Genomic DNA, 19488 nt, shown 5'->3' with positions numbered 1-19488 from the left:
TGACGGCCCGGGGCGCGGGCCGTCACCGCACCCCGGTCAGGACTCGTACGGAAGCGCCTTGACGTCGGACGCCTTCACGTACACCACCCGGTGGTTGTACGAGATCTGGAAGTACGTCTCACCGCCGACGACGAGCGTGTGGTTGGCCGGCACGCCCGCCGGGTCGAACCGCGCGTAGTAGTTCTCCGCCTTGAACGAACCGGTCGCCACGTAGGTCTGGCCGGCCGGCAGCGTCCACGGGACCGGCGCGACGGTCCAGATGGGATCGAACGGGATCGCCGCCGGGTACTCGGACTGCTCGGGGTAGGCGCGCCCGTAGAGCGGCACCGACGAGACGCCGTCGGGAGCGGTCAGCAGCAGGCCGCGGCCGGGCACGGTCGAGCAGTGCCCGGGGTTGTGGAACCACGCCTTCTGCCCGCCGTACCAGATGGCCGTCCAGTCACCCTGCTGCCCGGCGAGCGCGTAGGAGCGGCCGGTGACCGCCTTGTCGCTCCAGTCGTCGATCGCGGTGGTGCCGGGCGAACCGTCCGGGTGGTTCACCGGGTCGGTGATCAGCGGCGCGGTCTCGTCGGGCGCGGTGCGCAGGTAGACGAAGTTCGCGCCGTGCGCCGGCAGCGGCGTGCACGTGCCCGCCGCGTCACACGTCGTCATCGGGGGCTGGTTCGTCGCGTAGCGCGGGTTGATCGTGACGACCTGGCTGTCCGGGGAACCGGTGGGCCTGATCGGCGCGCCGAGCAGGTCCATGTAGTGCGCCCAGTCCCAGTAGGGGCCCGGGTCCCAGTGCGCGGCCACGAAGTTCTTCGTGCGCTCCCGCGAGATGTCTTCGTGGCCCAGGATGTGCTGGCGGTCCAGCGGGATGTGGTACTTCGCCGCCAGGTACTTCACCAGCGCCGCGGAAGAGCGGTACATCTGCTCGGTGTACCAGGTGCCGCCCTGGGCCGCGATGCCTTCGTGCTCGATGCCGATCGAGTGCTCGTTCATCGTCCAGTTGCCGGCGTGCCAGGCGACGTCCTTGGTCGGCACCATCTGCGTGACCTGCCCGTCGGACGAACGGATCACGTAGTGCGAACTGGCTCCGCTCGCCGGGTTCTTGAACGACGCGATGGCCTGGTCGTACGGGCTCGCGGTGCTGCTCGGCACGCTTTCGGTGTCGTGGATGACGATGTACTGGATTTTCTGGCCGTCAACCGGCCGGTTCGCGGGGTCGTAGTTGCCGTAGTTGTTGGGGTCGCTGTGGTCGGCGGTGGACCAGTCGTACCCCGCGGGCACGAACTGGCAGTCGAGATTCGCCGGGCATTCCGGCGCCGGGGCGTCCTGCGCGTGCGCCGTGACGGGCAGCGCGGCCGAGGCGACCAGCGCGAACACCGCGGCAGTCAAGGTTCTGACGGTGAAGGGCATCAGGCATGATCCCAGAAATCCCGCTTCTGTAAAGCGCTTTCACCATTCCGCGAAGCCGCCGTCGTCGTGACGCCACACCGGCGACCGCCACGCGTGCCCGATCTCGTCGGCCCGGCGGACGGCGTCCTCGTCGATCTCGATGCCGAGGCCGGGCCCGAGCGGGCGGGCCGCGTAGCCGTCGCGGAAGGCGAAGATCGACGGGTCGGCGAGATAGCTGTGTTCCCGGCCTCCGTGGTAGTGCATGCCCGCACTTTGTTCCTGGATCAGGAAGTTCGGTGTCGCGAACGCGACCTGCAGCGACGCGGCCAGGGAGATCGGGCCGAGCGGGCAGTGCGGCGCCAGGGAAGCGCCGTACACCTCGGCGAGCGCGCCGATCCGCCGCAGCTCGGAAATCCCGCCGGCGTGCGACGGGTCCGGCTGGACCACCGCGACGCCGGCGTCGAGCACCGGCTTGAACTCCCAGCGCGAGAAGAGCCGTTCGCCGAGCGCGATCGGCACGGTCGACGCCTCGACGATCGAGCGCAGCGCGTCACCCTGGGTCTCCGGCAGGATCGGCTCCTCGACGAACATCGGCTGGACGTCTTCGAGGAGGCGCACCAGCCGGCGCGCCATCGCGGGCGAGACGCGGCCGTGGAAGTCGATCGCCAGGTCGCGGTGCGGGCCGAGGGCCTCCCGCGCCTCCCACGCCCGCGCCACCGCGGCGTCGGCTTCCGCTGGCGACGCGATCGCGGGCAACGGGCCGGCGACGTTCATCTTCACCGCCGTGAACCCCGCCTCGACCTGTGCGGTCACGGCTTCGCGGATGCCGGCGGGCCGGTCGCCGCCGACCCAGCTGTAGACCCGGACGCGGTCGCGGACCGGGCCGCCGAGCAGCTCGTGCACCGGCGCGTCGCGGACCTTCCCGGCGATGTCCCACAGCGCGTGGTCGAAGCCGGACAACGCGCTCGACAGCACCGGGCCGCCGCGGTAGAAACCGCCGCGGCGCAGCACCTGCCAGTGGTCCTCGATGCGCAGCGGGTCCTGGCCGATGAGCAGTTCGGACAGCTCGTGCACGGCCGCGCGGACGGTCTCCGCGCGGCCCTCGACGACGGGCTCGCCCCAGCCGCTGATCCCTTCGTCGGTGCTGACCTTGAGGAACAGCCAGCGCGGCGCGACCAGAAATGTTTCGATGCCGGTGATCTTCACCCGTGTCCCCGATCTACGCGGAATCCTTGGCGGCGGACCAGCCGCCGTCGACGGTCAGTTCGGCCCCGGTGACGAACGACGCGGCGTCCGAAAGCAGGAACGCGATCACGTTCGCCACCTCCTCCGGTTGGCCGAGGCGGCCCGCCGGCGTCGCCCGCGCGCTGCGTTCGCGGTCTTCCGGCGAGATGCGGTTCCAGGCCTCGGTGAGGACCGGACCCGGCAGCACGGAGTTGACCCGCACGGCGGGGGCGTATTCCACGGCCAGCTGCCGGGCCAGCGCGACCAGCGCGCCCTTGCTCGCGGCGTACGCGGGGTGGCCCGGCAGGCCGAAGTGCGCGTGCACCGACGAGACGAGCACGATCGCGCCGCGCCGCTCTCGCAGCGACGGCAGGCAGGCCCGGACAGCGAGGTAGGTGCCGGTCAGGTTGACGTCGAGCTGGCGCTGCCACTCGGCCAGGCCGATCTCGTGCAGCGGCCCGGTGCTGGGCACGTAGGCGTTGCTGACCAGGGCGTCCACTTCGCCGATGGCCGTCCAGGTGGCCTCGTCGCGGACGTCGCCCCGGACCGGGACGACACCGTCCGGGAGTTCGGCGATGTCCACGCCCAGCACGCGGTAGCCGGATTCCAGGAGCTTGGCCGCGGTCGCCGCCCCGATCCCGGACGCCGCTCCCGTCACCACCGCCGTACGCGCGGACATCGCCGTCTCCTCTCGGATTTCGTCAGCCAGGATCAGCATGCCGTGTCCTCGCGACCTTCGCAAGATTAAATACTAAAATATGATTTCACTGGGTAGCCTCCTCGCATGACCTATCGCTGGGAGATCACGGCGGACGCGCTGCGCCAGGGCGTCGTCGGAATCGTGCGCACACACGACGCGGAATCGGCGGTTTCGGCGGCCCGCGCGGCCCTCGAAGCCGGACTGAGGTCGATCGAGCTGCCGCTGACCAACCCGGGAGCACTGGACGCGATCTCCGTGCTCGCCGGGGCTTACCCGGCCGCGACGATCGGGGCCGGCACGGTGCTCGACGAGCCGTCGGCGGTGCTGGCGATCCGCGCCGGCGCGCGGTTCCTCGTGTCGCCGTCGGTGGACGCCGCGGTGATCCGGACGGCGCACCGCCACGGTGCGGCGGCCTTCCCGGGCGCCGGCTCGGTCACCGAGATCGTGCGCGCGCTGGAAGCGGGCGCCGACGCGGTCAAGGTGTTCCCGGCTTCCGCGCTGTCGCCGTCGTGGATCTCCGACGTGCGGGCGGCGCTGCCGCAGGCGCCACTGGTACCCACCGGGGGCATCGCCCCCGGTGACGTGCCACGCTGGCGGTCGGCGGGAGCGGTGGCCTGCGGGATCGGCTCGGCGCTGACCCGCGGCACCAGCGCGGAGATCTCCGCCCGGGTCGAGACGCTGTTGAGGAGCGCGCATGGCTGAACTGGTCTTCGTCGGGTGCTACACAGGCGACGCCGGGAAGGGCACCGGGATCACGACGCTCTCGCGTTCGCCGTCGGGCGAGCTGACGGAGATCGCGGCACTGGCCCTGGAGTCGCCGTCGTGGCTGGTGCGCCACCCGTCGTTGCCGGTGCTGTACGCGGCGAACGAGACGGCTTCAGGCGCGGTGACGGCGTTGTCCTTCTCCGCCTCCGGCGAGCTGTCGGTGCTGGGCTCGGCCGAGACGGGCGGCGCGCACCCGTGCCACCTGGCGGTGACACCGGACGGGGAGTTCCTGCTGTGCGCCAACTACACCGGCGGCAGCCTGGCGGTGTTCTCCCTGACGTCTTCGGGTGCGCTCGGCGGCCGGACGGCGCTGGTCCAGCACAGCGGCAGCGGCCCGGTTTCCGACCGCCAGGAGGCCGCGCACGTCCACATGGCGGTGCCGTCGCCGGACGGGTCCGTGGTGAGCGCGGTCGACCTCGGCACGGACGAAATCCGCAGCTACACGCTGTCTTCGTCGGGTTCGCTGGAGCCGCTCGCGGTGTCTTCGCTGCCGCCGGGAACCGGTCCGCGTCAGCTGGTGCGCCGCCCGGGCACCGATCTGGCGTACGTCGTCGGGGAGCTGGCCGGGACCGTCGTGACGGTCCGGGAGACCTCGCCGGGCGCCTTTTCGGTGGTGTCGTCGACGGCTTCGACGCTTTCGCCGTCCTCGGGCCCGAACCTGGTGGCGCACCTCGAACTGACGGGCGAGCGCCTGTACGTGTCGAACCGCGGCCCGGACTGCGTCACGGAGTTCGCCCTCGACGACACGGCCGCGGTGGCGGACCAGCCGTGCGGCGCGAACCCCCGGCATTTCGCCTTGGTCGACGGAACCTGTTACGTCGCGGCGCAGTCGGAGGATGCGATCACAGCGTTCACCCTGACCGCGTCGGGCGATGCGGAGCTGCGGTACCACCCGACGGGGTCGCCGACGTTCGTGCTCCCGGTTTCCCTGCCCTGACCGTAGGATCGCTGCACCTGCCAGCTGAGAGGGTCCTCCATTGACCGAACACCGGCCACGCGGCTTGCACGGCCAGACCGTGGAGGCACTGGCCAGCCGGATCCTCTCCGACGAGTGGGGCGAGGGCACCGTCCTGGACCTGCCCGCGCTGCGCGAAGAGCTCGACATCAGCCTGACCGCGCTGCGCGAGGCGCTGAAGGTGCTGGCCGCGAAGGGCATGATCGACGCGCGGCAGAAGCGCGGCACGTTCGTCCAGCCGCGCGAGAAGTGGAACATGCTCGACGCCGACGTCATGCGCTGGCAGACCGCGGCCGCCGACGATCCGGGACTGCTCGACGAGCTCACCGAGGTCCGCGCGGTCGTGGAACCCGCGGCCGCGCGGATCGCCGCCGGGCGCGCGTCCGACGAGGACCTCGAGGCACTGCGGGAAGCGCTCTCCGACATGGCCGCCGCGGGCGACGACCCCGAGGCGTGCGTCCAGGCCGACCTGGCCTTCCACCGGCGGCTGATGGCCGCCACCCACAACAACTTCCTGGTGCGGATGGAGCGGATCATCGCGATCGGCCTGGCCGAGCGCGACAAGCTGGTGCACGGGGCACCGACCGCGGAGGACCCGGTGCCGAGCCACCGGAAGGTGGTCGACGCGATCGCCGCCCGTGACGCCGCGGCGGCCGAGCAGGCGATGCTCACCCTGGTCGCCAAGTCCCGCGAGGACCTGGAGAAGGCTCAGCGCGGCCGGTCGTGAGTGAGAAACAGTGTTCTGACCCCGTTTCTCACTCACGACCGGCCACGGCGGCAGGCTGCTCATTCGGCGAGGGCCGCCTGCAGCATCCGGGCCGCCGCCGCGCGCGGGGCCGGGTCGACGGCGATCAGCGCGTTGACGACCGCGCCGTCGACCAGTGCCACCAGCCGGTCCAGCTCGGCCTCCGTGACGGGCGTGCCCGAGCGGGCGAAGATCTCCGTCAGCAGCTCGTTGAGCTGGGCCGACAACGTCCGCATCAACGGCCGCAGGTACGGACGGCGGCCGGTCGCGACCAACCGCTCGTACCGCAGCAGCACGGCTTCGGCGTCGGCATCGGCGTCACCGCTCTCCTGCCCCAGCAGCATCTCCAGCACCAGCTCGACGGTCGCCTGCACGCCGCGGTGACGGGTCGCGAGCTCCTCCAGCCGTCGGCGGCCGGTCGCCAGCTCGGCGTTCGACTGGTGCTCGACGGCCGCCGTGACCAGGTCTTCCAGGGAGTCGAAGTAGTACGTCGTCGACGCGAGCGGCAGGCCGGCGCGTTCGGCGACCGCCCGGTGCCGCACGGCGTCGAACCCGCCCTCGACGAGCAGTTTCGCGGCGGCCTCGACGAGCGCGGCGCGCCGTCGCTCCCCTTTCGGGGTGGTCGCAGCGGTCATGGCCGGTCATTCTGCCAACCGGGCCGCCCCGGGTTCAGAAGCGGGGCGCGAGACGGTGCGCGAACTGCTCGACCTGCCCCGCGAGCGGCGCCGCCGCCCCGGAGGAAGGCACGCTGACCAGCACCAGCGCGCCCCCGGACGCCGTGCCCACCTGCGCGGTCACCGTGCCGGCGGGCTGGAACTTGCGGGCCACCGGGACACCCTTCGGGTACACCGCCGCGGCGATCTCGCCGCCCGGGACGGGGAACCCCGCGGACCGCGCCGCCGTCGAACAGGCGCCGCCCGGGACGGCCTGGGTGTCCGAGACGTGGCCAGGGAGCTCGCCAGCGAGGGCGATGGCGAGCTCCCTGTCCACCTGTTCGCACCCGGAGGCGCCTTCGGCCAGAGGGCCGGTCTTCCCGTCCGTGGTACCCCCCTGCTGGGGTACCTCGGACGAGAAGTTCGGTGACTCCCCACCGACTTGAGGACGCATCGGGCCGTCCCCAGGTTGTGAGGAGCCCAGATCCGATTGCGAGGACACGGCGTCGCCGTTCGCCGCGGTCATCGACTTCGGGGTACTCCCGGACAGCACGCCGTACGCCCCGAACCCGGCGACGACCAGCACCGCGGCGCTCACCCCGGCGGTGATCCGGTTGCGGTGGCGCACGGTCTGGCGGCGGGACTCGCGGACGACGTCGTCCTGCGAGAACGTCGGCTCGGGCGCGTCGCCCGGCGCGGCGGAGAACAACGAGCGCAGCTCCTGCTCATCCATTGGTCTCCACCTCCCGTTCCAGGACCTGCTTCAGGTTCGCCAGCCCGCGCGCGGTCTGGCTCTTCACGTTGCCTTCGCTGCAGCCCAGCTCCTTCGCCGCGCTGGTCACGTCCAGTCCTTCGAAGAACCGCAGGACCAGCACCGCCCGCTGCTTGGGCGGCACTTCCTTCAACGCCGCGAGCAGGTCTTCCCTGGTCGCGACGAGGTCGTCGAGGCCTGGCGTGTCGTCGGCGGGCTCCGGCAGCGTCTCGGTCTGCCACTCGCGCCGCCACGGACGCCGCGATTCGTCGATCGACGCCCGGACGAGTGTCTTGCGGACGTACGCGTCGGTCGCCGCGCGATCCCTGATCTTCTTCCACCTCCGGTGCAGTGCCACGAACGCCGTCTGCGCGAGGTCGTCCGCCCGGTGCCAGTCACCACAGAGCATGTACGCGGTCCGGCGCACGGCGTCCCGCCTGGCGGCGAAGTACTCCGCGAACTCCTGCTCGTCGCGCTGGTCCACGCGCAGTCGTGCTCCGCTCTGTTGTCGTTCGCCCGGGAGGACGGAATCAGGGGCGTCCACGGTTGCACGGACGGAGTGGGTTCGACCACTCAAGGGCAGATTGATCCCCGCGACGTGGGTGTGATGTGATCGCTCTGTGACCTTCTCGCTGCCCGTACTGGACTTCCGCTCCGACACCGTCACCCGGCCGGATGACGTGATGCGGGCGGCGATGGCCTCCGCCGAGGTCGGCGACAACGTCCTCGACCACGACCCGACGGTCGCGGAGCTGGAGGAGCGGGCCGCGCACGTCCTGGGCATGGCCGCCGCCCTGTGGGTGCCGAGCGGGACCATGGCGAACCTGGTCGCGCTGAGCATCCACCTGCGTCGCGGCGAACGCTTCCTCGCCACGCGCGGCGCGCACGTGCTGGCCAACGAGCTGGGGTCGGCGGCGTGGCTGGCCGGCGGCATGCCGGAGCCGGTCGAACACGACGGCGGCCCGGGCCGTCCCTCGCCCGACGGCCTCGCGGCCGCGATCGGACGACCCGCGCCGTACTTCCCGCTGCGGACCTCGCTGCTCTGCCTCGAGAACACGCACAACGCCGCCGGCGGCGCGGTGACCCCGCCCGACGAGCACGCCCAGCTGCTGTCCGTCGCCAAGGAAGCCGGCCTGACCGTGCACCTCGACGGCGCCCGGATCTGGCACGCCGCCGTCGCGCTCGAAGTGCCGCCGGCCGCGCTCACCGTCGGCGTCGACAGCGTGTCGGCCTGCTTCAGCAAGGGCCTCGGCGCGCCGGTCGGCTCGGTCGTCGCGGGCAGCGCGGAGTTCGTCCGGGAGGCCCGCCGGATGCGGCAGATGCTCGGCGGCGGTGTGCGGCAGGGCGGCATCCTGGCCGCGGCCTGCCTGGTCGCGCTGGACCGCGTCCCCGAGCTGGCCGAGTCGCACGAGAACGCCCGGCGGCTCGCCGAGGGCCTGCGCGAACACGGCTGGCCGGCGAACGAGCCGGACACCAACATCGTCCTCGCCGAGGTGCCGGACAGCCTGGCCGCGCAGACGTGGCTCGACTCGCTGGGGATCCGCGCGATCGCGGTGTCGGGCCGGGTCCGGTTCGTCACCCACCGGGACCTGAGCGCGGCCGACGTCGAAGAAACCTTGCGCCGGCTCAAGACCGGCGCGTGACCTGGGGGGTACCGATGAACTGGATCGTGTTCGACTACGGCGACGTGCTCAGCAAGCCGAGCGTGGCACGCCCGGACCTGGCCGCGACGATGGGCGCGCCGCTGCCGGAGTTCGAGAAGGCGTACTGGGACTACCGGATCCCGTACGACGCCGGCAGCACGCCGCTGGAGTACTGGCAAGCCGTCGGTGACGCGGTGGGCGTGCCCGTCGACGAGGCGATGTCGGCCGAGCTGACCCGCATGGACGTCGAGGGCTGGGGTCACCTGGAACCGGCTTCGGAGGCGCTGCTCGAGGCGCTTTCCGAGGCCGGCGCGGCACTGGCGCTGCTGTCGAACGCGCCGTCGGTGTTCGGCGAGTGGGTCCGCGCGCAGGACTGGGCGCGGCACTTCCGCGTGACGCTGTTCTCGGGCGACGTCCGGTGCGTCAAGCCGGACGCGAAGATCTTCCGCCTCCTGCTCGACGAGCTCGGCGCCGAACCGGCCGACTGCCTGTTCTTCGACGACCGGGAGTCCAATGTGGACGGCGCACGCGCCGTGGGTCTGCGCGCCCACGTGTGGAACGGCGCCGACGCGGCCCGCGCCTGGCTGGACTGAAACTCACCCACACCGCACGGCCGCCTACCGGCCGTGATCCCCATGACCTAGGCTGGGCGCCCCCGACTTCCCCGGCAGGTGCCATGGCGACGAGCGAACGACCGTCGGACCGCGTCGACTTCGACCGGCCGAGCATCGCGCGCGTCTCCGACGCGCTCATGGGCGGGCAGAACAACTACGCGGCCGACCGCGCGGTCCTGGGGCAGATCCTGGACATCGCACCCGAGTCCCCGGCGATGGCCCAGGAGGTGCGGCAGTGGCTCGTCCGCGCCGTCCGCTACCTGACCGAACGGCTGGACGTCGACCAGTTCCTCGACCTCGGCTCGGGCTTCCCCACGGTGGAGAACACCCACCAGGTCGCGCAGAAGTACAACCCGGAAGCGCACGTCGTCTACGTCGACAACGACCCGGTGGTGCAGGCGCACGGCCGGGCCCTGCTCGTCGACAACGACTTCACGCACTTCTCCGGCAACAACCTGCTGCACCCCGAAGAAACGCTCGCCGACGACACGGTGAAGCAGTTCATCGACTTCGAGCGGCCCGTCGGGCTCGTGCTGTGCGCCATCGTCCACCACATCACGGACCTGCAGCTGGCGCAGCAGGTCGTCAAGTCCTACGTCGGCGCGATGGCGCCGGGCTCGTACCTGCTCCTGCTGCACCAGCACAACCCGGACGACGGCTCCGAAGCGGCCGCCGTCGCGGCATCACTGCAGGACCGGTTCGCCGGCACCGGCCTCGACACGCGCTACCGCACGCGAGCCGAGATCGCGTCCTTCTTCGACGGCCTCGAACTGCTCGAACCCGGGCTGACCGCGCCGCACCTGTGGTGGCCGGACGGGCCGCGCCTGGCGCCGCTGACGCCCGTCAACTGGACGTCGCTCTGCGGCGTGGCGCGGATCCCGTAAAGCTCAGTAGCGGTTGATGCGCTTGTTGTCCTTCTTGCCGGTGATGGCGCCGTACGCGGCCGTGCCCAGGAAGACCACGCCACCGATGATGGCGATCCACAGGACAGCCTTGAACAGGAAGCCGAGCACGCTCCCCAGCACCATGAACGCCACCCAGGCGACGATCAGGCCGCCGACGATCTTCCAGAACATGGCTCCTCCGATGCTTTCCCGTGGCCCCACCGGCCCGGTGACTCCACACTGCCACCCGCGGCGGTGAAACTCCCCTCGAAGAGCCAACGTTCGGGGTTAAATCAGGGTTCCCCCTGGCCGAGCCAGGCCCCCAGCCGCCGCACCCCTTCGTCGATGTCCTCGGCGCTGCCGGCGAAGGAGAACCGGACGAACTTGCCGCCGTCGACCGGGTCGAAGTCTACGCCGGGGGTGATGGCGAGCCCGGTGTCGGCGAGCAGCCGCTGACACCAGCTCAAGCTGTCTTCGGTGTACTCGCTGACGTCGGCGTAGGCGTAGAAGGCACCGTCGGCGGGGGCGAGGTTGCCGATGCCGATGCGCTTCAGGCCCGCGAAGAGCCGGTCGCGGTTGGCGCGGTACCGCTCGACGTGCGCGTCGGCTTCCGCGTACGCCTCGGGCGTGAAGGCGGCGAGGGCGGCGTACTGCGAGACCGCGGGCGGGCAGATGGTGAAGTTGCCGGTCAGGACGTCGACCGCGCGGTGCAGGCGCTGCGGCGCGAGCATCCAGCCGAGCCGCCAGCCGGTCATCGCGAAGTACTTGGAGAAGCTCCCGAGCACGATCGGCTCACGGCCGAACTGCCACGCGCAGTCGAGCTGTTTCCATGCGCCCTCGGCGGGAAAGCGTGCCTCGGGCGGTGCACCGTAAGAGATGCCGTGGTAGATCTCGTCGCTGATGAGCTGCACCCCGTGCGACGCGCACCAGCCGGTGATCGCGGCGAGCTCCCCGGGCGGCAACACGGTCCCGGTGGGGTTGCTGGGGCTGGCGACGATCAGCCCGTCGATCGGGCCGAGCTCGTCGAGCAGGGCGACGGTGGGCTGGAAGTTCGTCTCAGCGGTGGTGGCGAACTCGACGACCTCGCAGCCCAGCACGGACAGCAGGTTGCGGTAGGCCGGGTAGCCGGGCCGCGCCATGGCGACCTTGGCACCGGGATCGAAGGCGCTGAGGAAGGCGAGCAGGAAGCCGCCGGACGAGCCGGTGGTCAGGACGACGTCGTGCGCTTGGACGTCGACGTCGTACCGGCTCCGGTAGTGCCCGGCCACGGCTTCGCGCAGCTCCGGGAGGCCGAGCTGTTCGGTGTAGCCGAGCGTGCTGTTCCGCAGCGCTTGGTGCGCGGCCTCCAGGACGGGCTTCGGCGCGGGCGCGGACGGCTGCCCGGCCGCGAGCGACACGAGATCCCCGTGGCTGCGCTGCCGGGCGCCGGCCGCCGAGAGGACGTCCATGACGTGGAAGGGCGGCACGCCGGCCCGCAGCGCGGGCCCGGCGAAGGCTCCGAGGTCGACCATGCGGCCAGGCTAGTAGCCGCGGTAGGCACCGCCGTGGGCCATGGCCTTGATGCCGGGCACGTTGTCGAGGCCGCCGTACCGGTCGAAGGAGTACCGCACCCCGGCGATGATGTTGTCGACCGGGTTGTAGATGTTGTCGTGCCCGGGCAGCTTGTGGGCGTTGAACGTCGAGTCGATGCATTGCATGAGCCCCTTGGACGGGTGCCCCGCGGCGGCATTCGAATCCCAATTGTTTATGGCGTTGGGATTTCCGCCGGATTCGTGCTGGATGATCGCCCAGATCTTCGGGATATCCGCATCCGTCACCGGAATTCCCGCGGCTTGAAGGGCCTTCATCGCTTCCTGAATCCATTGTTGCACATTGCCGGGAGGCGGCGAGGAAGGCGGGCCGCCACTGGGTCCGAGGCCGCCGCCACCACCGCCTCCTCCACCGCCGCCACCGCCACCCCCACCGCCGTGGTGGGAGCCGCCGTTGCTGTGGATGCCGCCGGTGCTCTGCGGTGCCGTCGAGGCGCTGCTCGGCAGCGGGACCTGGTCGTAGCCGCCCTCGATCTGCTGGGACATCAGCTTCTGGGAGGCCTTGATCGCGGTGTCGGCCTGGGTCTGCAGGCCGGTCACGTCGCCGTCGAAGCCCGCGGTGATGGTGTGGATGTCCGTTTTAGCCGTGGCCAGGATTTCGTCGGACGAAGGGCTCGGGCCGGGCTTGCCCTCGTCGTGCGCCGTCTTCTCCGCGGCTTTCGCGTTGTCGATGGCGGTCTGCGCCTGCTGGTTCCGGGCGTTGACGGCCTTCTCCGCGGCCAGCTGCTTGTCCTGGACGTTCTTCTTGATCTGCTCGAGGGTCGACGCGAGGTCGTCGAGGTCCTTGGCGACGTCCTCGAGGTGGTTCTGCACCTTGGTCCCGGCGTCCCGGACCTGGCGGACGTACTGGAAGAACTGGTCCGCCGCCGGACCGGCCCACACACCGCCGTTGAGCGCGTCGGTCGAATTCTTCAGCGACGCATTGTGGTCACCGGCGTTCTTGCCCGCCTCGCGGAACTGCGTCGCCGCGTCGGTGATTTTCTGCAGGTTCACCTTTTCGACCTGGTCGACCTTCTTCATGAAGGCGTCCCAGTTGTCCGGTGTCCCGGCGCCGGTCGGAGTCAAAGCCACTGTCGTGCCCCCTGCTCAGTTCACTTGTCGACGTGCAGCTCGAGGTCGCTCGCCCCGACCTGGTCGGTTTCGGCGATCAGGCCCGCGGCCTTGCGCATGGCGAACCCCAGCGCCTCCATGTGCTTGCCCGCGGCGTCGAACTGGCTGTGCACGCCGTCCTTGAACTTGCCGACCGCGCCGTGCGCGTCGCCCTTTTCGTCCATCCCGCCGAAGGGGCTTTCCTTCTCGTGGTCCAGGCCGGTGACCTTCTGCTTGGACTTCTCGAACTCGTCCTTCAGCTTCTCCACCTGACCGGCCGCGATGGCCATCGAGTCCGAGTCGTAGACAGGCACGGTTCGTCATCCCCTTCGGAAACTTGTCTCCGCCCGGTCAGACGTCGCCGTGACCAGGACGGTTCCCGCGCTTACTTTATGACTTCGCGCGGGCCGGGTGTACGCCTCTCGGCGAACTCCACCCGGCGGGGCTCAGGCCTCCGCCATCAGTTCGCGGATCCGCGTCGCGAGCAGGGCGTTGTCCGCCGGGGTCACCGTCGCCCACTCGCGGCCGTCGCGGTCCGGGGCCACCTGGAACAGGTACCTTCCCGCGTCCGTGTCGAAGAACGCCACCACCCGGCCCGCCCGGTGGACGACGCCGTCGCGCGAAGTGCGTTCGGCGCCGAATTGGCCGCGGGCTTCCTGCCCCAGCAGCATCCCGGACAGCTCCTGGGCCTGGAACAGCGCCACCCCGCGGTCCTCCAGCGCCGTGACCAGCGCCTTCGGGTCGCCCTTCGCCGCCTCGTCGGCGGAACGGAGAGCCGCGTACGGGATGCTCACCGTCTGGCCGATGCCCGGGCCGAGGTCGCCCGCCACCGACACCGCCGCTTCCGGCAGGCCGTCCTCCGTGGCCGGGATCAGCCAGACCTCGCCGTGGTCGACGACCGCCAGGACGGCCTGGCCGCGGACGCTCACCGCACGGCCGCGGATCTCCCGTTCGGCCCACACCCACACGTCCAGCCCGAACTGGGGGCGGCCCAGCAGGTGCAGCATGTCCGCCACTTCGCCGGACACCCGGCGGTTGCGGGCGAGGCGCCGCTCGCTCAGCGACGCCCACGCCGACTCCACCAGCTCACGCCGTTCCGTGTGGGTCGCTCCCGCGCTCGGCACGTCGAACGCGACGTGCCGCCGGGGCAGTCCGAACGACTCCCAGAGCACGTCGAACTCGAGGGCGGACAGCACGAGCGACACGGTCAGTGCACATCCCCGCCGTGGTCGCCGAGCACGTCGGGCGAGACCATCCGCTGGTCGGCGAACAGGTCCTTGTCGTCGACGCCGTAGCGGCGGACGTGCTCGGCGTCCTCGTCCTGCGGTGCCGCCTCGGACAGGAACTTCGCCTCGCCCGGCTGGTGCTTCGGGCTGATCTGCTCGGACTTCCGCAGCGCGACGGCTTCCTCCTCGGGCAGCTCGCCGACCGGCAGCGGCCGCACCGGGCCCTTCGGCTGGCCCTTCTCCCGCCGCTGGCGGTCCTTGTCGCCGCTCAACGCGCCACCGGCCGCGCCCGCGCCGACCGCCGCCGCACCCGCGCCCAGCTCGCCCGGCGTCGCGCCCGGCTTCACCGCGAAGCCGCGTTCGGCCGTGTACTGCCCAGGCGGCAGGGGCGCCTGCGGGCCTGCACCGACCGTGCGGCCCTTGGCCAGCAGGTTGTCCGGGCCGCGGCCCGCCGAGCTGTCCACGCCGGTCGAGCCGCCGGAAGCACCTCCGCCGCCGAGTGCCTTGATCGGCGCCGTCGCCGGCGACGAACCGGGCGGCATAGCGCCCGGCGCCCCGGGCGGGACGAACGGTTCGCCACCGCCACCGCCTCCGGCGGACGGGCCGGGGGTGAAGCGGCCGCCCTCGTGGGACGTGCCGCGCCCCGGAGCGTTGACCCAGCCGGGGCCGGGCGACGACGTCGGCGGCTTCACGCCCGACGGCGTCGTCGACGAACTGGGCGTCGTGTGTTGGGCGGGCGGAGGGCTCACCAGGCCGCTCTGCCGCGGCTGCTGCGCCGGCCGGGACGGCGGCTGGGCCGCGACGCCGTAGACGGGGGTCGGCGGGTCGGCGTGCACGTGGTGCGACACCGGCTGCACCACGGGCGGGTCGACGTGCACCGACCGGACCTTGTCCGAAGCCGGTTTCACGCCACCGTCCGGGGTCACCTGGACCGCGGCGCCGGCAACGTCGAGTACGCCCGGCGTGACGCCCGGGGCGGCCAGCTTGAGCGACTCCGGGTCGCCGAGCGACTGCGTCGAGAGCAGGTTCGTGCCGCTCTCCTGCGCGTACTCGTTCAGCGCCTGCGTCGCCTGCGCCTTGGCGTCGTTCGCGGCCTCGACCTGCCGGGCGTGGTCGGTCTCGAACCCGATGAGGCTGAGCAGCACGCCGTCGGTGAGGGTGAAGCCGCCCGCGCCCTTCCGGACCGTTTCGGCGTCCGGGAGCTTGTACTTCGTCCGGTTGAACGCCTCGCCCTGCTCGAACACCATTTCCGCGGCGTGCGCGACCTTCGTCGTGGCGTCCTGGGAGAACCCGGCCTGCTCGGTGAACACCTGGCTCGCCGCGCCCCCGGCCTGGCTCTGCCACTCGACGCCGAGCTTGAGCAGCTGCGCGCGCAGGGTCTGGTCGGTGTGGGCGAGCGCGGTCGCTACAGCCTTCAGCGCGTCGACGGCGGTGCCGATGCTGCCGGTGCCGTCACCGTTGATCATCCGCGTGATCTGGGTGGCGACCGCGGTGTTGGTCCAGCCGTCGAACCGGTGGTTCCGGATGCCGGCCGCGAGCTCGGAGAATTCCACGCGCCCTCCCTAGTTGCGTGCTTTCAGGGACTGCAGCGCCAGGTCGGCGGCGTGCGCCGACATGTCGCACAGCTGCGGCTGCGTGAGCTTGCCGCGGGTGATGGCGAAGGTCTGGACGGCCAGCGTCTGGCCCTTCGCGACGCCGACGAGCGTCTCGCAGTCGGCGGGTTCGCCGGCCGCGCGGTAGTTCGTCAGCGCCGGGTATCCGCCGATGGTCTTCGGCTCGGTGGTCATGCTGTTCTTCTTGCGGGCCCCGGTGATCCACTGGTCGAGGTCCGCCTGGACCGCTCGGACGTGGTAGGAGTGCACCGGCTCGGCACCGTCGGCGTCGAACACGCAGGTCGGGCCGTCCGTGGCAGCTGTGACACTTCGAGGCAGGCTGGTGATCTTCAGCTCGTCGAGCCGCACCTGCGGGAAGATTTCGCACAGGTCGACGCCCTGCAGCGGCAGGTCGGCCGGGCGCTGGGGCAGCTGGGCCGCCTTGGCGCTCTGCGAAGCCGCGGTCGCGGCCGTCTCGACCGGGTAGGGGGTGCCGCCGGTGCCCGCCGAACAGCCGGCGAGCGCCGCCGTCGCGAGCACGCCCCCGGTGATCCGCCACCGCCGGTTACGCACCGTGCCTGCCGCGGTCACCGAACACCGCCGCCTTCTCCTCGTCGCTGATCTTGTAGTCCTTCGCGGCTTCGCGCAGCTGCGTGACCAGCCGCTTGAGACCGGCGACGTACTCGCGGACCTGGCCGGCGTAGGAGCGGTCGCCGTCCGCGATCAGGCTGTTCCAGGCCTCGATCGACTGGGTGCTGATCACGTCGGCGGACGGCGCGTCGATCCGCAGCTGGCCGAGCCGGGTGAGCAGCTGGTCCTCGAGGGCGTTGGCCTGGTCTTCGACGATGCGGGCGACGTCGAGGAGCTTGTCCGGGCGGACCAGGACGTCCGCGGCCGCGGGCGCCACCGGGACCGCCGAGCTGAGGTCGTACGAGGGTCCTGACATGCTCTCCCCTGACGTCGTACGGAAGGTGACCGGCCGGCTCCCGTCGAGGCTACCAACGAGCGTGTGGCGGCAGCCTGAGTTTGGACGCAGAACGGCTCCGGCCGGTTCCCCCGATCCGGGAATCCTCAGGCTCGTTGTGTCGCCGTCGGTGCGCCGATCTCCCCGTTCGCCGCCTTCAGCGCGATGTCGGTGCGGTGGTGCGAGCCCGCGAGGTGGACCTTCTCGACGGTCTCGTAGGCGTGCTTGCGCGCCGACTTGAGCGTCTTGCCCGTGCCGACGACCGACAGCACGCGGCCGCCGGCGGAGACGACGGCGCCGTCGTCACGGCGGCGCGTGCCGGCGTGCAGCACGCCTTCCAGCTCGGCCCCGGTGATGACGTCGCCGGTGCGCGGCTTGCCCGGGTAGCCGTCGGCGGCGATCACGACGGTGACCGCGGCGCCGCCCGCCCACTCCAGCGGCGGGTGCTCGGCGAGCTTGCCGGTGGCGGTGGCGTGCATGAGCCCGGCGATCGGGGTGCGCAGCAGCGCCAGCACGACCTGCGTCTCGGGGTCGCCGAAGCGGCAGTTGAACTCGATGACCTGCGGGCCTTCGGAGGTGAGCGCGAGGCCGGCGTAGAGCAGGCCGGAGAACGGCGCGCCGCGGTTCACCATTTCGTCGGCGACCGGCTGGACGACCTTCTCGACCAGCTCGTCGACCAGGTTCTCGGGCGCCCACGGCAGCGGCGCGTACGCACCCATGCCGCCGGTGTTCGGGCCCGCGTCGTCGTCGCCGACGCGTTTGAAGTCCTGCGCGGGCAGCAGCGGCACGACGGTCCGGCCGTCGACGAAGCAGAACAGCGACGCCTCGGGACCGTCCAAATAGGACTCCAGGAGGACCGGGTGGCCACCGTCGAGGAGCATGATCGCGTGCTTGCGCGCGACGTCGTAGTCAGTCGTGACGACGACGCCCTTGCCCGCGGCCAGCCCGTCGTCCTTGACCACCCAGGTGGGGCCGAAGCGGGCGAGCGCGGCGTCGAGGCGGGCCGGGTTGTCGACCACCTCGCTGCGCGCGGTCGGCACGTTCGCCGCGGCCATGACGTCCTTCGCGAACGCCTTCGAGCCTTCGATGCGGGCCGCCGCGGCCGACGGGCCGAAGCAGGCGATGCCCGCCTTGCGGACGGCGTCGGCGACGCCGGCGACGAGCGGGACCTCCGGCCCGACCACCACCAGGTCGGCCTGCCAGCTCTTCGCGAGCGCCGCGACCGCTTCGGGGTCGGACGCCTCGACGCCGACCTGCTCGGCCATCGCGGCCGTCCCGGCGTTGCCGGGCGCGCAGGCCAGCGCGGTGACGGAGGGGTCGCCGGACGCCGCGAGGACGAGTGCATGCTCACGGGCGCCGGAGCCGATTACCAGTACGCGCACGCCGCACAGCGTATCGGCCCGGGTTCGCGGGGGACATCGCGCCGTCCTCCGGCAACCGGACGAACAGGAGTCCACGCGCCGTTTACCGCGCCGACCGGCCAGGTACGTACTTCGGACGCTTGCGACATCGAGGGTGGCGCGAGTAGTCAGTGAGCACCCTGTGTGAAAAGAGGTCACCAGATGAAGCGCAACCGTGTTGGCTTACTGGCTCTCGCCGGACTGGCACTGCTGAGCGTCACCGGAGTCGCGGTCGGGTCGGCCAGTGCATCCGAAACGAGTGCATCCGAAACCAGTGCCGCCGATGCGGCCGCGCGCGGGCGGGGCCACCATGACCCGGTGATCATCGGACACCGCGGCGCGCCCGGGTACCGGCCGGAGCACACCCTCGCCTCGTACGAGCTCGCCTTCCGGATGGGCGTGGACTGGGTCGACGTCGACCTCGTGCCGACGAAGGACGGCCAGCTCGTCGCCCGGCACGAGCCGGAGATCGGCGGCACGACCGACGTCGCCAAGCACCCGGAGTTCGCGAACCGGAAGAAGACCGTCGTGCTCGACGGCGTCACGACGACCGGCTGGTTCACCCAGGACTTCACGCTGGCCGAGCTGAAGACGCTGCGCGCGGTCGAGCGGATCCCGCAGAACCGGCCGCACAACACGCTGTACAACGGCCGCTACCGGATCGCTTCCTACCAGGAGGTCCTCGACCTGACCACGCGCCTCGGCCGCGAGCTGCACCGGACGCTGGGCACCTACCCCGAGGTCAAGCACTCCACGTTCTTCCAGTCCATCGGCAACCCGACCGAGCCGAAGCTGGTCGCGATCCTCCGGCGCAACGGCCTCGACCGGCCGGACGCGCCGGCGATCATCCAGTCGTTCGAGGTGTCGAACCTGATCGCGCTGCACCAGCAGGTCCGGACGCCGCTGCTGCAGCTGACGTCGGCGACGGGTGCCCCGGCGGACTTCGTCGCGAAGGGCGACAAGCGGACGTATGCGGACCTCGTGACGCCGCAGGGGCTGCGTGACGTCGCGAAGTACGCGAAGTACCTCGGGCCGGACAAAGCCCAGGTCATCCCGCGGGACAAGAACGACAACCTGGGTACGCCGACCGCGCTCGTCGCGGACGCGCACAAGGCGGGCCTGAAGGTGCAGCCGTACACGTTCCGGAACGAGAACCCGTTCCTGCCGGCCAACCTGCGTTCGTCGGCCGAGCCGGACGCCTACGGCGACGTCTTCACCGAGGAGGCGGCGTTCTTCGCGGCCGGCGTCGACGGCTTCTTCGCCGACCAGCCGGACACCGCGCTGGAGTCGCTGCACGCGTTCCTGGGCCGGTAATCG

At 71.4% G+C, this 19488-nt stretch carries 22 protein-coding genes; 7 read left to right on the top strand and 15 right to left on the bottom strand.

Translation table 11 applies throughout. From position 1 onward, the window contains the following. Positions 1–36: 36 nt before the first annotated feature. From CF165_RS04005 to CF165_RS03995, 3 genes are read right to left on the bottom strand one after another with little or no spacing between them, the layout of a single operon-like run. A complete protein-coding gene (locus CF165_RS04005) occupies positions 37–1377 on the bottom strand; it encodes an N-acetylmuramoyl-L-alanine amidase (RefSeq protein WP_240521443.1) in 1341 nt (446 codons plus the stop codon). 60 nt (positions 1378–1437) lie between these two features. Continuing rightward, entirely contained in the window at positions 1438–2583 is a 1146-nt protein-coding gene (dgoD, locus tag CF165_RS04000; protein ID WP_093946040.1) for a galactonate dehydratase, read from the bottom strand. A gap of 13 nt (positions 2584–2596) precedes the next feature. Further along, positions 2597–3319 (bottom strand): SDR family NAD(P)-dependent oxidoreductase, encoded by a 723-nt coding sequence (locus CF165_RS03995; RefSeq protein ID WP_240521442.1) that lies wholly within the window; start codon positions 3317–3319, stop codon positions 2597–2599. A 66-nt stretch (positions 3320–3385) separates the two neighbouring features. On the opposite strand from CF165_RS03995, the gene CF165_RS03990 reads away from it, so the two are divergent. From CF165_RS03990 to CF165_RS03980, 3 genes are read left to right on the top strand one after another with little or no spacing between them, the layout of a single operon-like run. Further along, positions 3386–4003, top strand: coding sequence for a bifunctional 4-hydroxy-2-oxoglutarate aldolase/2-dehydro-3-deoxy-phosphogluconate aldolase (locus tag CF165_RS03990; RefSeq protein WP_093946039.1), 618 nt, complete (start codon positions 3386–3388; stop codon positions 4001–4003). Next, complete coding sequence (locus CF165_RS03985) at positions 3996–5003, top strand: lactonase family protein (protein WP_093946038.1); 1008 nt, start codon at positions 3996–3998, stop codon at positions 5001–5003. Before CF165_RS03990 ends, CF165_RS03985 begins: the two co-directional genes overlap by 8 nt. 40 nt (positions 5004–5043) lie before the next feature. Continuing rightward, positions 5044–5748 carry a FadR/GntR family transcriptional regulator gene (locus CF165_RS03980; protein ID WP_093946037.1) on the top strand — a complete coding sequence of 235 codons (705 nt, stop codon included), beginning with the start codon at positions 5044–5046 and terminating at the stop codon, positions 5746–5748. A gap of 59 nt (positions 5749–5807) precedes the next feature. On the opposite strand, the gene CF165_RS03975 is transcribed toward CF165_RS03980, so the two are convergent. Genes CF165_RS03975 through CF165_RS03965 form a run of 3 tightly spaced genes read right to left on the bottom strand, consistent with a single transcriptional unit; the run spans position 5808 to position 7654 of the window. Beyond that, positions 5808–6401 (bottom strand): TetR/AcrR family transcriptional regulator, encoded by a 594-nt coding sequence (locus tag CF165_RS03975; RefSeq protein WP_093946036.1) that lies wholly within the window; start codon positions 6399–6401, stop codon positions 5808–5810. Between the two features lie 34 nt (positions 6402–6435). After that, a complete protein-coding gene (locus tag CF165_RS03970) occupies positions 6436–7152 on the bottom strand; it encodes a hypothetical protein (protein ID WP_093946035.1) in 717 nt (238 codons plus the stop codon). Beyond that, on the bottom strand, positions 7145–7654 hold the full coding sequence (locus tag CF165_RS03965; protein ID WP_093946034.1) for a SigE family RNA polymerase sigma factor: 510 nt from the start codon (positions 7652–7654) through the stop codon (positions 7145–7147). The genes CF165_RS03970 and CF165_RS03965 overlap by 8 nt, the downstream gene beginning before the upstream one ends. 136 nt (positions 7655–7790) lie before the next feature. On the opposite strand from CF165_RS03965, the gene CF165_RS03960 reads away from it, so the two are divergent. The 3 genes from CF165_RS03960 (at position 7791) to CF165_RS03950 (ending at position 10311) form a co-directional block, all read left to right on the top strand. Beyond that, a complete protein-coding gene (locus tag CF165_RS03960; protein ID WP_093946033.1) occupies positions 7791–8813 on the top strand; it encodes a threonine aldolase family protein in 1023 nt (340 codons plus the stop codon). 14 nt (positions 8814–8827) lie between these two features. Next, positions 8828–9406: an HAD family hydrolase gene (locus CF165_RS03955; protein ID WP_093946032.1), complete on the top strand. Its 579-nt coding sequence runs from the start codon at positions 8828–8830 to the stop codon at positions 9404–9406. A gap of 83 nt (positions 9407–9489) precedes the next feature. Further along, positions 9490–10311, top strand: a complete 822-nt coding sequence (locus tag CF165_RS03950) for an SAM-dependent methyltransferase (RefSeq protein WP_093946031.1) — start codon at positions 9490–9492, stop codon at positions 10309–10311. A 3-nt stretch (positions 10312–10314) separates the two neighbouring features. On the opposite strand, the gene CF165_RS03945 is transcribed toward CF165_RS03950, so the two are convergent. From CF165_RS03945 to purD, 9 genes are all read right to left on the bottom strand, one after another. After that, on the bottom strand, positions 10315–10503 hold the full coding sequence (locus CF165_RS03945; protein WP_093946030.1) for a hypothetical protein: 189 nt from the start codon (positions 10501–10503) through the stop codon (positions 10315–10317). Positions 10504–10604: 101 nt separating this feature from the next. Then, on the bottom strand, positions 10605–11822 hold the full coding sequence (locus CF165_RS03940) for a pyridoxal phosphate-dependent aminotransferase (protein WP_093946029.1): 1218 nt from the start codon (positions 11820–11822) through the stop codon (positions 10605–10607). 9 nt (positions 11823–11831) lie between these two features. Beyond that, positions 11832–12971, bottom strand: a complete 1140-nt coding sequence (locus CF165_RS03935; RefSeq protein ID WP_093946028.1) for a transglycosylase SLT domain-containing protein — start codon at positions 12969–12971, stop codon at positions 11832–11834. A gap of 20 nt (positions 12972–12991) precedes the next feature. Beyond that, positions 12992–13303, bottom strand: coding sequence for a hypothetical protein (locus tag CF165_RS03930; RefSeq protein WP_093946027.1), 312 nt, complete (start codon positions 13301–13303; stop codon positions 12992–12994). A 132-nt stretch (positions 13304–13435) separates the two neighbouring features. Beyond that, complete coding sequence (locus CF165_RS03925) at positions 13436–14194, bottom strand: ESX secretion-associated protein EspG (protein WP_093946026.1); 759 nt, start codon at positions 14192–14194, stop codon at positions 13436–13438. 2 nt (positions 14195–14196) lie between these two features. Further along, the gene (locus CF165_RS03920; protein ID WP_093946025.1) at positions 14197–15768 is read right to left on the bottom strand and encodes a PPE domain-containing protein; all 1572 of its coding nucleotides are present in this window, start codon (positions 15766–15768) and stop codon (positions 14197–14199) included. Between the two features lie 9 nt (positions 15769–15777). Then, on the bottom strand, positions 15778–16347 hold the full coding sequence (locus CF165_RS03915) for a DUF3558 domain-containing protein (protein WP_093946391.1): 570 nt from the start codon (positions 16345–16347) through the stop codon (positions 15778–15780). A 25-nt stretch (positions 16348–16372) separates the two neighbouring features. Then, positions 16373–16753 carry a hypothetical protein gene (locus tag CF165_RS03910; protein WP_205660758.1) on the bottom strand — a complete coding sequence of 127 codons (381 nt, stop codon included), beginning with the start codon at positions 16751–16753 and terminating at the stop codon, positions 16373–16375. Positions 16754–16878: 125 nt separating this feature from the next. Next, the gene (gene purD / locus CF165_RS03905; RefSeq protein WP_093946023.1) at positions 16879–18153 is read right to left on the bottom strand and encodes a phosphoribosylamine--glycine ligase; all 1275 of its coding nucleotides are present in this window, start codon (positions 18151–18153) and stop codon (positions 16879–16881) included. 180 nt (positions 18154–18333) lie between these two features. Here purD and CF165_RS03900 point away from each other — a divergent pair, with 180 nt between their 5' ends. After that, on the top strand, positions 18334–19485 hold the full coding sequence (locus tag CF165_RS03900) for a glycerophosphodiester phosphodiesterase (RefSeq protein ID WP_093946022.1): 1152 nt from the start codon (positions 18334–18336) through the stop codon (positions 19483–19485). Positions 19486–19488 lie beyond the last annotated feature (3 nt).

The sequence above is a fragment of the Amycolatopsis vastitatis genome (assembly GCF_002234595.1).
GTDB lineage: Bacteria > Actinomycetota > Actinomycetes > Mycobacteriales > Pseudonocardiaceae > Amycolatopsis > Amycolatopsis vastitatis.
Note: the sequence above shows the minus strand (reverse complement) of the source record. Positions and strands in the feature narration are given on the sequence as shown.